We start from the raw sequence: 12,664 nt of genomic DNA, 5'->3' as shown, positions 1-12,664 counted from the left end.
GGTTGGCTTTACTTTGAAGGGAGCCCTTGATGAGAGCGTTACGCGCCCTGACCGCCGGCGTGGCGGGAGCCGTACTCACCCTCGGTCTTGCCGCCTGTGGATCGAGCGGCTCGGGCACGGCGCCCGGCGCCGGCGATGCGACCGCGGCCCCGGCGGCGGGTGACGCCGCGGCGTTCCCCCGTACGGTGAAGCACGCCATGGGCGAGACACGCATCCCGGACCGGCCGAAACGGGTCGTGGCCCTCGACCAGAGCTTCGTGGACGCGGTGCTGACCCTGGAGACCGAGGTCGTCGGCTACACCACCTACCGGGCGATCGACGAGAAGCTCCCCGACTATCTGGCCCCGGTCCTCGGCTACGCCAAGGAGGCCAAGACGGTCGGCACCCTGGAGCAGCCGAGCCTGGAGCAGATCGTCGCGCTCAAGCCCGATCTGATCGTCTCGGCCAAAGTCCGTCACGAGGCGCTGTACGACAAGCTGGTACAGATAGCACCGACGGTGTTCAGCGAGACCACGGGTGCCATCTGGAAGGAGAACATCCGGCTCATGGGCGAGGCCCTGGGCAAGGAGGACCTCGCCGAGCAGAAGATCACGGCCTACCAGGACCGCGCCGCCACGATCGGGGCGTCCATCAAGGCCAAGGATGGCGCGCTGCCCACCGTCTCCGTCGCCCGCTTCGCCGGTGAGCCGACCGTCCGCCTCTACGTGGAGAACTCCTACTCCGGTCTGGTGCTGAAGGACGTCGGCTTCCCGCGTCCTGAGAAGCAGCCCACCACCACCGAAACGATCATGGTGGACATCAGCCAGGAGAACATCTCCCAGCTCGACGCCGACCACATCTTCGTCGCGGCCTACTCCGACCCGAGCGTCGATCCGATCAAGAAGAAGTTCGAGGCCAACCCGCTCTGGGGCAAGCTCAAGGGAGTCAAGCACGACGTCGCCGACGTCATCTGGATGAGCGCCGTCGGCATGCAGGGCGCCCACGCCATCCTCGACGACCTCGCCACGATCTTCGGGGTCGATCCGGCGAAGGCGGCCTGATCTGCCCGGCTCCGGCGGCGAGGGTGGGGTGCTCCCGGAGCTTCCGGCCCTCGCCGCCGGGCGATGGAACCCCGTCTGGTGGCGCACCCGGGCGGTCTCCCCGTCGAGGATCCCGCGCCGAGTTTCCCGCTTCCTCTGGGCAACCGGTCAAAGCGGACTAAAGTCAGGGCCATGGTGACTCACCGCTCGGCGGTCCTGCCGGCAGATCCGGAATCTCCCGGTACATGTCTATGTGGATATCCAGCTGACTTCGTGATCCAGACCTCCTGGTTCTCGGGCCGGCGTTCCCTCGACCCCGTGTGCGGCCCTCACGTCTCCGAGGTCGTGGACGCCATCGCCAGGAAGAACGCGCGACGGGACGGCGGGGCCTGACGGGCCGCCGCCGGGCGGGGAGGCGCACCTAGGGACGGGTGAGGAAGGACCTCAACTCCTCCAGGTGGGGGGCGATGTCCAGGCCGCGTTCCGCGAGCCAGGCGTCGTCGTCGTAGGTGCCGCGGTAGCGTTCGCCGCCGTCGCAGATCAGCGTGACGACGCTGCCCTGCCGGCCCGCCTCGCGCATCTCCCACAGGATCTGTACGGCCGCCGCCACGTTGGTCCCGGTGGAGCCGCCGACGTCGCGGCCGGTGACCTCACGGACCCAGCGCATCGCCGCGATGGACCGGGCGTCGGGGACCTGGATCATGCGGTCGATCACGCTGGGCAGGAAGGACGGTTCCACGCGGGGGCGGCCGATGCCCTCGATGCGGGAGCCGGGGGCGGTGACCGTGGCGTCGCCGGAGCGCCAGGAGGGGTAGAACGCGGACCCTTCGGGGTCGACGACGGCCAGCCGGGTGGAGTAGCGGCGGTAGCGGATGTAGCGGCCGATGGTGGATGAGGTTCCGCCGGTTCCGGCGCCGACCACGATCCAGGCGGGCTCGGGGTGGGGCTCCATCCCCATCTGGCTGAAGATGCTCTCGGCGATGTTGTTGTTGCCGCGCCAGTCGGTGGCCCGCTCGGCATAGGTGAACTGGTCCATGAAGTGGCCGCCGGTCTCGGCGGCCAGCCGGTGGGACTCCTCGTAGATCGTTCCGGGGTCGTCCACCAGATGGCACCTGCCGCCGTAGAACTCGATCAGTGAGATCTTCTCGGGTGAGGTGGAGGCGGGCATCACCGCGATGAACGGCAGGCCGACGAGCCGGGCGAAATAGGCCTCGCTCACCGCGGTCGAGCCGCTGGACGCCTCGACGACCGTGGTCGTGGGGCCGATCCAGCCGTTTGCCAGGCCGTACAGGAACAGGGATCGCGCGAGCCGGTGTTTGAGGGAACCGGTGGGGTGGACCGACTCGTCCTTCAGGTAGAGGTTTACCCCCCACCGTGGGGGAAGCGGGAAGACGTGGAGATGAGTGTCGCAGCTCCGGTGGGCATCGGCCTCGACTCGGCGGATGGCCTCGGCCACCCACGAGCGGGTCTCTGGGTCATGTCGATCCACGTATTCCATGAGCCCAAAGGTAGCGCTAGCTGGGGTTATGTGATGATGGACACACATCCGGCGAAATTGGAGGGGGGATGTTACGCTAATGAGACTTGTCTGACTGCGAGGCGTGTTGAACCCGCCATCGGCTCAGTGACTGACAGACCTCCTGACCAGCCAGGACCGCTTTTAACGGCACCTTTACGGAGGGCCTGCAAGCATGCCATCAGCCGTCGGAAGGGAAATTTCATGCCTGTGCCGGTCGGCGACCGGGGGGAAAGGTAAGAGGGGGATCGCGTGATCACGATGACCGAAGAGCAGCGCCAGGATTGGTTCGAGCGTGACGTTGTACCGGTCACCAACCAGCTCTACGCGTCCGCGATGCGTCTGACCCGCAACTCCGCCGACGCGGAGGACCTCGTTCAGGAGACCGTCACCAAGGCGTTCGCCTCCTACCACCAGTTCCGCGAGGGCACCAATCTCAAGGCGTGGCTGCACCGCATCCTCACCAACAACTTCATCAACGACTACCGCAAGAAGCAGCGCTCGCCCAAGCTCTCGGCCACCGAGGAGGTTGAGGACTGGCAGCTCGCCGCCGCCGAGTCCCACATGTCCTCCGGGCTCAAGTCCGCCGAGACCGAGGCACTGGAGCGGCTGCCCGACAGCGCCGTGATGAACGCCCTGCGCTCCCTGCCTGAGGACTTCCGCATCGCCGTCTACCTGGCCGACGTGGAGGGCTTCGCCTACAAGGAGATCGCCGAGCGGATGGGCACGCCCATCGGCACGGTCATGTCCCGCCTGCACCGCGGCCGTCGTCAGCTCCGGACGATGCTTGAGGACTACGCCATCGAGGAGGGCGAGTTCCGGATTCCCGCGCAGCAGCGGGTCGCGTAGGCATCCTTTCCGCCGCGCCGGGTACGGCCCGCGCCTGCGGCTGTCAGCCCGCCGCTATCAGCGCCACGGCGGCGAGCGTGCAGCCGACCCCCACCACCTGGACCGCGTTGAGCCGCTCACCCAGCACGTGACGGGCCAGCAGCAGGGTGCTCGCCGGGTAGAGCGAGACCAGGACGGCGACGATGCTCAGCAGACCGCGCTGCTGGGCGAGCATGAACAGCACGTTGGCGGCCATGTCGAGGATTCCGGCGGCGACGATGATGTGCAGCGCGCCGGGACCGGGCCGTAGCGTGCGGCGGGTGGCCAGGGCCAGCAGGGCGATGAGGGCGACCGAGGCCAGCCGCGCGCCGAACAGCGGCCACATGCCGTCGTCGTCGGGAGCCCGGGACAGCAGGACGAAGAAGCCTCCGAAGCCCGCACCCGCGGCGAGCGAGGCCAGGACCGGGCCGGAGCCCCGGCCGGCGGCCGCGGGCGAGGAGTCGCGGCTCACCAGCAGCACGGCGACCAGCGCGAGCGCCACGCCGCCCAGCGCCACCGGCTCCGGGCGGTCCCCGGTGGCCAGCCCGAACAGCACCGGCAACCCCGCCGCGGTGATCGCGGTGATGGGCGCCACCACCGACATCACGCCGGTGGCGAGCGCCCGGTAGAACAGCACCAGCCCCACGGCGCCGGCCACCCCGGCCGCCATCCCCCAGGCCAGGCCCCTCGTCGTGAGGACCCCCGGCAGGAACGGCAGCACCAGGGTCACCAGGACCAGGCCGGCCGTCTGGGAGAGCGCCACCACGGCCAGCACCCGTGACCGCCGGGTCGCCAGGCCGCCGAAGAAGTCCGCCGTGCCGTACACCACCGCGCAGAGCGTCGCCAGCACCACGGCGGTCATACATCACCTCGGTTCAATAGATTGAACTACTAGTACAGCACATAGAGTGCACTGTAGTGCAAAACAGGTTCACTACACTGAACTCATGGATCCAGAGACGATCACCGCCGCGGTCGCCAACAACGTGCGGGCCCAGCGGGCACACCGGCAGATGACGCTGGACGAGCTCGCCACGCGCTCGGGGGTCAGCCGGGGCATGCTCGTCCAGGTCGAGCAGGGGCGGACCAACCCCAGCATCAACACGCTCACCCGCATCGCCGACGCGCTCGGCGTGACGGTCGCGCGGATGGTGGAGGTCTCCGACACCCCGGTGGTCCGGGTGGTCCACGCCGCCGACGTCGTCACCTTCCCGCACGGCCGGGCGAGTTCGGCGCGGCTGCTGGTCGGCACCGACGCGCCGGCCATCCTGGAGCTGTGGGACTGGCGGCTGGCTCCGGGCGAGCACCATGACGGCGACGCCCACCCGCCGGGCACCCGCGAGATGCTGACCGTGCTGGAGGGGGAGCTCACCCTGTCGGTGTACGGCAGGAGCCATGTCCTCCGGGTAGACGACGCCGTCGTGTTCAGTGCCGACCGGCCGCACCGGTACGCCAACAGCGGCGACGTGCCGTTGCGGTTCACGATGGTCGTCACGGAGCCTCAGGAGACTCCTGACCAATAGTGGTGATCGGCCGTCCGGACACAGGCTGGAGCCGCATGATTACACTATGTCGCTTTCGGTCTCCCGTATCGGCGTGTCGACTCCGCCGGAGCGCGGGCGCATGCCCAGCCGTCCGTCTCTCTCCCCGTGGCCACGAGGTGGCCGGTGAGCGATCCCCAGGTGGCGATAGCCCGGCTCCGTACCGAACTGGGAGAGCTCGGTGTGACCGGTGTCTATGAGGTGGGGGATGAGGGAATCCTGTCGGTGTGGATAGGCCTGGTCATACGTTTCAGGGATGGTTTCTACCGCTGGCAGGAAGGACAGGTGAAACATCGCCATCTGGGTACGGATCCGAGTGGATGTGCCGTTCGCGTGGCGCGTCGATACGCCGAATTGCGCATCGACGTCCCATCCTGGTGGGAGGACCTGGCCAAGATCTTGCGGGGAGACGCGGCTGAGGATTATCCGTAACCTCGCTCTGCTTTCTTGGGGGAAGCATGCGATTGTGGATTGTTCCAGTCGTTCTGATCCTGGGAGCCGGGGGATGCGCCACTCCCATTACTCAGATGAGGTCGGAGGACGCGCCGGTGGCCGCCGCCCCCGTTCCCCCGCTGAGGCCTCCGCGGGTCGACCCCGGCGCGCTGGCCGCGAAACTGGCCAGGATCCAGCCGCAGTGGCCCAAGAGCAGATACCCCGTCGCGCCGGCGGCGCGCGGCATCGACTGCAGGCGGGTCAAGTGTGTGGCGCTGACCTATGACGACGGCCCGGGCCAGTACACCGGGAAGCTGCTCGACATCCTCGCCCGGTACAACGCCAGGGCGACCTTCTTCGTGGTCGGCCAGATGGTGGCGGGGGACGGCCCGAACAACCTCCGCCGGATGGTGACGGAAGGGCACGAGATAGGCAATCACAGCTGGAGCCACGCCCAGCTCACCGCGTTGTCGGACGCCGGGATCAGGGGCGAGCTGGGCCGTACCCAGCAGATCGTCCACTACATGACCGGGCGCTGGATGACCGTCATGCGCCCGCCGTACGGATCGACCAACCAGCGGGTCGCGGCCGTGGCCCGCAGCAAGGGACTCGCCCAGATCCTGTGGAGCCTCGACACCATGGACTGGCGCGACCGCGACAGTGTGGTCGTCACGCGGCGCGCGACCGGTGCCACGCCGGGGTCCATCGTGCTCATGCACGACATCCACGGCACCACCGTCGAGGCCGCCCCCCATGTGCTGGAGCGGCTCACCGCCGCCGGCTACACGTTCGTGACACTCTCCGAGATGTACGGCAAGCTCACCCCGGGCAAGGAGTATTTCGGAGAGACCGAGCCCGCCCGGCAGGCGGCGGGCAACGGGCGGACGTCCGATCGGTTGAAGAACAAGGGATCGCGGACCTGACGGACTCTTCCCCGGAGGACTACGCCGAGAATGGCGCTATTCCGGATGATTTGACGCTATTGAGGAAAGTTTTCCATTCGATGAGATCGAAGTAGAGCACAGGTCCCGAAGGATCCTTGCTGTCACGGACGGCATGGGTGGCGTTCTTCTTGTGCTCCGGCCGGTGGGAGGCGTTCCCGAGCTCCGCGACCTCGACGCAGTCGCCGCCGTTGCTGCTGCTGAGGCTCGATTTTCGCCATGTGAGATTGTTCGGGTCCATCTCTCCTCTGCCATTCTCTAGATGAGGGCCGGTGACATGTTAAGCGGTAACGCCTCGATGCGGACGGCCTCGGACAGTCCGGCCGTTTTCATCACCGCCGACATGCCGCCGGTGATGAGGACCGTGAGAGGCCATGCCTGAATACGCTACCCTCGACAACCATTTCAAAGCGGCAGAAAGCCCCATCCGCTCCGGGGCGGTGCGGTGATCCGCACCGGCCCGCCCATCCCGACGGTGGCCGTCACCGAGCGTGGACCCCCCAGGGAGCCCGCGGAGACGCCGGAGGCGCCGGACCCTCGGGTCCGGCGCCTCCGGGGCGTACGGTTCCTTGACGGAAGGTCAGCTACCCGCGCTTGGCCCGGGCGGCGGAGCGGCCACGGGTCGCGGCGTCCAGGACGACCTTGCGGATACGCACGGTCTCCGGGGTGATCTCCACGCACTCGTCCTCGCGGATGAACTCCAGCGCCTGCTCCAGCGAGAGCTGGCGCGGCGGGATCAGCGTCTCCGTCGTGTCGCTGGTGGAGGAGCGCATGTTGGTGAGCTTCTTCTCCTTGGTGATGTTCACGTCCATGTCGTCGGCGCGCGAGTTCTCACCAACGATCATGCCTTCGTAGACCTCGGTGGTCGGCTGGACGAACAGGACACCGCGCTCCTGCAGGTTCAGCATGGCGAACGGGGTCACCGGGCCAGGCCGGTCGGCCACCAGAGAGCCGTTGTTGCGGGTGCGCAGCTCGCCGAACCACGGCTCGTAGGCCTCGAACACGTGGTTCACGATGCCGGTGCCGCGGGTCTCGGTCAGGAACTCGGTCCGGAAGCCGATCAGGCCACGGGCCGGGACCACGAACTCCATCCGGATCCAGCCGGTGCCGTGGTTGGTCATGTGCTCCATGCGACCCTTGCGGACGGCCAGGAGCTGGGTGATCGCTCCGAGGTACTCCTCCGGGCAGTCGATGGTCACGCGCTCGACCGGCTCGTGCACCTTGCCGTCGACGACCCTGGTGACCACCTGCGGCTTGCCGACGGTCAGCTCGTAACCCTCGCGGCGCATCTGCTCGACCAGGATGGCCAGCGCCAGCTCACCACGGCCCTGCACCTCCCAGGCGTCGGGACGGTCGGTCGGCAGGACGCGCAGCGACACGTTGCCGACGAGCTCCTTGTCGAGCCGGTCCTTGACCATGCGGGCGGTGACCTTGGAGCCCTTGACCTTGCCGACCAGCGGTGAGGTGTTGGTGCCGATGGTCATCGAGATCGCGGGCTCGTCCACCGTGATCAGCGGCAGCGGGCGCGGGTCGTCGGGGTCGGCCAGGGTCTCACCGATCATGATGTCCGGGATGCCGGCGATCGCGATGATGTCGCCGGGGCCCGCCTGCTCGGCGGGCTTGCGCTCCAGCGCGTCGTTCATCAGCAGCTCGGTGATCTTCACCTTCTGGATGGTGCCGTCGGTGCGGCACCAGGCGACCTGCTGGCCCTTCTTGATCACGCCCTGGTGGACGCGGCACAGCGCGATCCGGCCCAGGTAGGACGAGGCGTCCAGGTTGGTGACGTGCGCCTGCAACGGGGCGGTCGGGTCGTAGGTCGGAGCCGGGATCGTCTCCGTGATGACCTGGAACAGCGGCTCGAGGTCCTCGGAGTCGGGCATCTCGCCGTCCTTGGGACGGTTCAGCGAGGCGCGGCCGGCCTTGCCCGAGGTGTAGACGATCGGGAAGTCGATCTGCTCCTCGGTGGCGTCCAGGTCCATGAAGAGTTCGTAGACCTCGTCCACGACCTCCTTGATCCGGGCGTCGGGACGGTCCACCTTGTTGATGCACAGGATGACCGGCATCTTGGCGGCGAACGCCTTGCGCAGCACGAACCGGGTCTGCGGAAGGGGGCCCTCGGAGGAGTCCACCAGCAGCACGACGCCGTCGACCATCGACAGACCGCGCTCGACCTCGCCGCCGAAGTCGGCGTGCCCCGGGGTGTCGATGATGTTGAGGGTCATGTCGCCGTGCTTGACGGCGGTGTTCTTCGCGAGAATGGTGATGCCCTTCTCGCGCTCCAGGTCGTTGGAGTCCATGACACGGTCGTCCACGTCCTGGTTGGCACGGAAGGCTCCGGACTGCCAGAGCATGGCGTCCACGAGAGTGGTCTTGCCGTGGTCGACGTGCGCGATGATAGCGATGTTCCGCAGGTCGTCACGGCTGTTCAAAGGCATGATGGAATCTCGCTCTGTGATCGTGGAGGCTGGCCGCGGACGGTGCGACCCCACTATTTTAGTTGATCCGCACAATCACTCTCACGCGTCCGCCGTATGAAGCATGGCAATTCACCTCGCGGACACCTTCTCGCCGGGCGAATCGCACGCGTTCTCCCCCGGCGGAACTGCCGGAATCCACTTCCGTGGCCTCCCTCACGGACGTTCTCCGGCCCTCCGAGAATCCCACAGTCCCGGGGCTCCGCGACCGTGAACGGCCGGTTTCCCCTCCGGCCCCCGTCCCCGGGCATGTCCGGGGGCGTACGGTGACCGCCCTAAGCTCGGACCAGGCCTCCGGCCCCGAACGAGGGAGCGTCAACCCCTCACCTTCTGATCCCCAGGAAGTGTTTACTCCCGGGGATCAGGGGTGACGAGGGAGGTGTCGAGACAAGGGATGGTGCGCATGCGCAGCGTTTACGTGGCGGGACTCGGGCGTGGGGACGGCAGGCAGATCGTCGAACTCGGCCTGATGGAGCTGCTCACCCGTCACGTGGATCGGGTCGGGGTTTTCCGGCCGATCACCGGCATGGGGGACGACCGCACGCTCGAGATGCTCAACGCCAGATACCGCCCGGCGGTCTCGGCGATCGGGGTCACGGCAGAGAACGCCGCGGCGATCTACGCGGAGCAGGGCGTCGAGGAGCTCATCGCCCTGCTGGTCGCCCGGTTCCACGCGCTGGAGCGGGAGTGCGACGCGCTTCTGGTGCTGGGCAGTTCCTTCGAGACCGACGGACTCCCGCGCGAGCTGGCCTTCAACGCCCGCCTCGCCGCCGAGTTCAGCGCCCCGATGATCGTGGTGGTGGGAGCGCACGGTGAGCAGGCCGCCGAGATCGCGATGGAGATGCGCACCGGCTACCAGGTCTTCTCCGACCTGGGCGGCACGGTACTGGCAGTGATCGCCAACCGGGCGCCGCAGGGGACGGTCGTCGAGCTCGACCTGCCGGTGCCCTGCTACGTCATCCCCGAGAACCCCTCGCTGTCGGCGCCGACCGTCGGGCAGGTGCTGCGGGCCGTGAACGCCAAGCAGATCCATGGGGACGAGGAGGGGCTGCGCAGGGACGTGCTCGGGTTCGTGTTCGGCGGGGCCACACTCCCGGTGTTCCTGGAATACCTGACCGACGGAGCCCTGGTGATCGCCCCGGGCGATCGGGCCGACCTGCTGCTCGTCTCGGCCGCGGCCGAGACGACGGGTACGGCCAGGCCGTCCGGTGTGGTGCTGACGGTGGGGGAGGAGCCCACGGAGGCCGTCAAGGCACTCACCGCCCGGCTGGCGCCCGGCATGCCGGTGCTGGCGGCCGCCGCGGACAGCTTCAGCGTGGCCACCACCCTGGGCGGACTGGAGGGACGGCTCACCGCCGACAACCCGCGCAAGATCGAGACGGCCCTCGGTCACTTCGAGGCCCACGTGGGCACCGCCGACCTGACCGACCGGATCGAGCTGGCCCGCTCCGACCGGGTCACCCCGATGATGTTCGAGCACACCCTGCTGGAGCGGGCACGGGCCGACCGGCGGCACATCGTGCTGCCGGAGGGCGAGGAGGACCGGATCCTGCGGGCCGCCGACATCCTCCTGCGGCGCGGCATCGTGGACCTCACCCTGCTGGGCAGGGAGGAGGTGATCCGGCGGCGGATCGGAGACCTCGGCCTCGACCTCTCCGGGGTGACCGTCGTCGACCCGCTGACCTCTCCGCTGCGCGACTCCTACGCCCGGAAGTACTTCGCGCTGCGGGAGCACCGGGGCATGACCATCGAACGGGCCAGGGACGTGCTCACCGACGTCAACTTCTTCGGCACGATGATGCTGCACTGCGGAGCCGTACACGGCATGGTCTCCGGCGCCGCGCACACCACCGCCGCCACGATCCTGCCCGCGTTCCAGATCATCAAGACGGTGCCGGGCACCTCGATCGTCTCCTCGGTGTTCTTCATGTGCCTGGCCGACCGGGTGCTCGTCTACGGCGACTGCGCGATCAACCCCGACCCCGACGCCGAGCAGCTCGCCGACATCGCCGTCTCCTCCGCCCGTACGGCGGAGCGATTCGGCATCGAACCCCGGGTCGCGATGCTGTCGTACTCCACCGGCCACTCCGGCAGCGGCGCCGACGTGGACAAGGTCCGCGAGGCCACCACCCTGGTCATGGACCGGGCGCCGGACCTGCTGGTCGAGGGGCCCATCCAGTACGACGCGGCGGTGGACGCCCGGGTCGCCGCCGCCAAGCTGCCCGGTTCCCAGGTCGCGGGCCGGGCGACCGTGCTGATCTTCCCGGATCTGAACACCGGCAACAACACCTACAAGGCCGTGCAGCGCTCCGCCGGGGCCGTCGCGATCGGGCCTGTCCTGCAGGGACTCCGCAGGCCGGTCAACGACCTGTCACGAGGCGCGCTGGTCAACGACATCGTGAGCACCGTCGCCATCACCGCCATCCAGGCCCAGGAGGTCACCCGATGAGCGAGCGGGTGCCGACCGGGGCCGGGGAGGCGTGATGAGCCGCGTACTGGTGATCAACAGTGGATCATCCTCCGTGAAATACCGGCTCCTGTCCGGCGAGGAACGGCTGGCGTCCGGGACGGTCGAGCGGATCGGCGAGGCCGGCTCCCCGGTGACCGACCACGACGCGGCCCTGAAGGTCATCGCGACCGAACTCGCCGACCGGGGCTTCGGGCTCGACTCCCCCGAGCTGACCGCGATCGGCCACCGGGTGGTGCACGGCGGCAAGGCCTTCACGGAGCCCACACTGATCACCGAGGAGGTGGTCAGGAAGATCGAGGAGCTCGTCCCGCTCGCCCCCCTGCACAACCCGGCCAATCTGGCGGGCATCGAGGTCGCCCGGCGGCTCCGCCCCGACCTGCCGCAGGTCGCCGTCTTCGACACCGCCTTCCACGCCACGCTCTCCCCGGCCGCCGCGACCTACGCCATCGACCGTGAGGTGGCCGAGCGGCTGAGCATCCGCCGTTACGGCTTCCACGGCACCTCACACGCCTACGTCTCCCGCCAGGCCGCTCTCGCGGTGGACAGGCCGGCGGCCAACGTGATCGTGCTGCACCTCGGCAACGGGGCGAGCGCCTCGGCGGTGGCGGCGGGGCGGTGCGTGGACACCTCCATGGGCATGACCCCGCTGGAAGGACTCGTCATGGGCACCCGCAGCGGAGACCTGGACCCGGGGGTGGTCCTGTATCTGGGGCGGACAGGCGGAATGTCCCCTGAGGAGATCGACACGCTGCTCAACCGGCGCGGCGGCCTGCTCGGCCTCTGCGGGGACAACGACATGCGCGCGGTGGAGAAGCGGCTGGCCGCCGGAGATCCGGACGCCGAGCTCGCCTTCTCGGTCTACTGCCACCGGCTGCGCAGATACATCGGCGCCTACTACGCCGTGCTCGGCACGGTGGACGTGATCGCGTTCACCGGGGGTGTGGGGGAGAACTCGTCGCTGGTCAGGGAGACCGCACTGGCCGGTCTGGAGGCGCTCGGCATCGCCGTGGATCCGGCGCGCAACCGGCGAGGGGACCGGCTGATCTCGGCCGACGGCACGGCCGTGAAGGTCGCGGTGATCCCCACGGACGAGGAGCTGGAGATCGCCCGGCAAACTCTTGAGGTTATTTCGCGAACCAATCGCGGATAAATGACGTCTATCTAGAGCGGATGGATGAAATCCGCCAGGAGAAGTCCGCAGGACGCGGATCATCACGCAGTGGTGGCCGTGGGACATACTTCATGTAGTCGGACGGTAGCCCAGCGTCGCGGGGGCGTGCTGAGCGGTCCGTCCGCTGTCGTGGGGGGGGGGGGGCGCCGGCCCGGCCCCCCACCCCCCGGGGGGGGCCCCCCCCCCCGCGCGCCCCGGTCTACCCGGCGGGCCCCCCCCCCCCCCCGGCGGCC

Annotated in this window: 11 protein-coding genes; 7 read left to right on the top strand and 4 right to left on the bottom strand. The window is 68.6% G+C overall.

The window, feature by feature from the left end; translation table 11 throughout:
• The first annotated feature begins 29 nt into the window (after window positions 1-29).
• Complete coding sequence (locus ACIN94_RS19895; protein WP_400707996.1) at window positions 30-1,040, top strand: ABC transporter substrate-binding protein; 1,011 nt, start codon at window positions 30-32, stop codon at window positions 1,038-1,040.
• Between the two features lie 400 nt (window positions 1,041-1,440).
• Here the strand turns inward: ACIN94_RS19895 and ACIN94_RS19890 are convergent, their stop codons facing one another.
• Window positions 1,441-2,517 carry a PLP-dependent cysteine synthase family protein gene (locus ACIN94_RS19890; RefSeq protein ID WP_400707994.1) on the bottom strand — a complete coding sequence of 359 codons (1,077 nt, stop codon included), beginning with the start codon at window positions 2,515-2,517 and terminating at the stop codon, window positions 1,441-1,443.
• A gap of 279 nt (window positions 2,518-2,796) precedes the next feature.
• On the opposite strand from ACIN94_RS19890, the gene ACIN94_RS19885 reads away from it, so the two are divergent.
• Entirely contained in the window at window positions 2,797-3,384 is a 588-nt protein-coding gene (locus ACIN94_RS19885; RefSeq protein WP_400708146.1) for a sigma-70 family RNA polymerase sigma factor, read from the top strand.
• Between the two features lie 43 nt (window positions 3,385-3,427).
• On the opposite strand, the gene ACIN94_RS19880 is transcribed toward ACIN94_RS19885, so the two are convergent.
• On the bottom strand, window positions 3,428-4,264 hold the full coding sequence (locus ACIN94_RS19880; protein ID WP_400707992.1) for an EamA family transporter: 837 nt from the start codon (window positions 4,262-4,264) through the stop codon (window positions 3,428-3,430).
• An 85-nt stretch (window positions 4,265-4,349) separates the two neighbouring features.
• Between ACIN94_RS19880 and ACIN94_RS19875 the strand changes: the two genes are divergently transcribed.
• From ACIN94_RS19875 to ACIN94_RS19865, 3 genes are all read left to right on the top strand, one after another.
• Entirely contained in the window at window positions 4,350-4,925 is a 576-nt protein-coding gene (locus ACIN94_RS19875) for a helix-turn-helix domain-containing protein (RefSeq protein ID WP_400707990.1), read from the top strand.
• A gap of 144 nt (window positions 4,926-5,069) precedes the next feature.
• On the top strand, window positions 5,070-5,375 hold the full coding sequence (locus tag ACIN94_RS19870; protein WP_400707988.1) for a hypothetical protein: 306 nt from the start codon (window positions 5,070-5,072) through the stop codon (window positions 5,373-5,375).
• A gap of 95 nt (window positions 5,376-5,470) precedes the next feature.
• Window positions 5,471-6,298: a polysaccharide deacetylase family protein gene (locus ACIN94_RS19865; protein ID WP_400707986.1), complete on the top strand. Its 828-nt coding sequence runs from the start codon at window positions 5,471-5,473 to the stop codon at window positions 6,296-6,298.
• Window positions 6,299-6,317: 19 nt separating this feature from the next.
• On the opposite strand, the gene ACIN94_RS19860 is transcribed toward ACIN94_RS19865, so the two are convergent.
• Both ACIN94_RS19860 and typA read right to left on the bottom strand, forming a co-directional pair.
• Window positions 6,318-6,557 (bottom strand): DUF397 domain-containing protein, encoded by a 240-nt coding sequence (locus tag ACIN94_RS19860; RefSeq protein WP_400707984.1) that lies wholly within the window; start codon window positions 6,555-6,557, stop codon window positions 6,318-6,320.
• Window positions 6,558-6,900: 343 nt separating this feature from the next.
• The gene (typA, locus tag ACIN94_RS19855) at window positions 6,901-8,751 is read right to left on the bottom strand and encodes a translational GTPase TypA (RefSeq protein WP_400707982.1); all 1,851 of its coding nucleotides are present in this window, start codon (window positions 8,749-8,751) and stop codon (window positions 6,901-6,903) included.
• A 442-nt stretch (window positions 8,752-9,193) separates the two neighbouring features.
• Here typA and pta point away from each other — a divergent pair, with 442 nt between their 5' ends.
• Both pta and ACIN94_RS19845 read left to right on the top strand, forming a co-directional pair.
• Window positions 9,194-11,239: a phosphate acetyltransferase gene (gene pta / locus ACIN94_RS19850; protein ID WP_400707980.1), complete on the top strand. Its 2,046-nt coding sequence runs from the start codon at window positions 9,194-9,196 to the stop codon at window positions 11,237-11,239.
• A 34-nt stretch (window positions 11,240-11,273) separates the two neighbouring features.
• The gene (locus tag ACIN94_RS19845; protein ID WP_400707978.1) at window positions 11,274-12,410 is read left to right on the top strand and encodes an acetate/propionate family kinase; all 1,137 of its coding nucleotides are present in this window, start codon (window positions 11,274-11,276) and stop codon (window positions 12,408-12,410) included.
• Window positions 12,411-12,664 lie beyond the last annotated feature (254 nt).

This window comes from Streptosporangium sp. NPDC087985 (assembly GCF_044741965.1).
Taxonomy (GTDB): domain Bacteria; phylum Actinomycetota; class Actinomycetes; order Streptosporangiales; family Streptosporangiaceae; genus Streptosporangium.
This window is presented reverse-complemented; position numbering and strand designations above follow the sequence as displayed.

Coding starts and splice junctions, on each gene's coding strand:
- typA (WP_400707982.1), bottom strand. CDS start 8,751: ATGCCTTTGAACAGCCGTGACGACCTGCGGAACATCGCTATCATCGCG.
- ACIN94_RS19880 (WP_400707992.1), bottom strand. CDS start 4,264: ATGACCGCCGTGGTGCTGGCGACGCTCTGCGCGGTGGTGTACGGCACG.
- ACIN94_RS19860 (WP_400707984.1), bottom strand. CDS start 6,557: ATGGACCCGAACAATCTCACATGGCGAAAATCGAGCCTCAGCAGCAGC.
- ACIN94_RS19875 (WP_400707990.1), top strand. CDS start 4,350: ATGGATCCAGAGACGATCACCGCCGCGGTCGCCAACAACGTGCGGGCC.
- pta (WP_400707980.1), top strand. CDS start 9,194: ATGCGCAGCGTTTACGTGGCGGGACTCGGGCGTGGGGACGGCAGGCAG.
- ACIN94_RS19895 (WP_400707996.1), top strand. CDS start 30: ATGAGAGCGTTACGCGCCCTGACCGCCGGCGTGGCGGGAGCCGTACTC.
- ACIN94_RS19885 (WP_400708146.1), top strand. CDS start 2,797: ATGACCGAAGAGCAGCGCCAGGATTGGTTCGAGCGTGACGTTGTACCG.
- ACIN94_RS19865 (WP_400707986.1), top strand. CDS start 5,471: ATGAGGTCGGAGGACGCGCCGGTGGCCGCCGCCCCCGTTCCCCCGCTG.
- ACIN94_RS19845 (WP_400707978.1), top strand. CDS start 11,274: ATGAGCCGCGTACTGGTGATCAACAGTGGATCATCCTCCGTGAAATAC.
- ACIN94_RS19890 (WP_400707994.1), bottom strand. CDS start 2,517: ATGGAATACGTGGATCGACATGACCCAGAGACCCGCTCGTGGGTGGCC.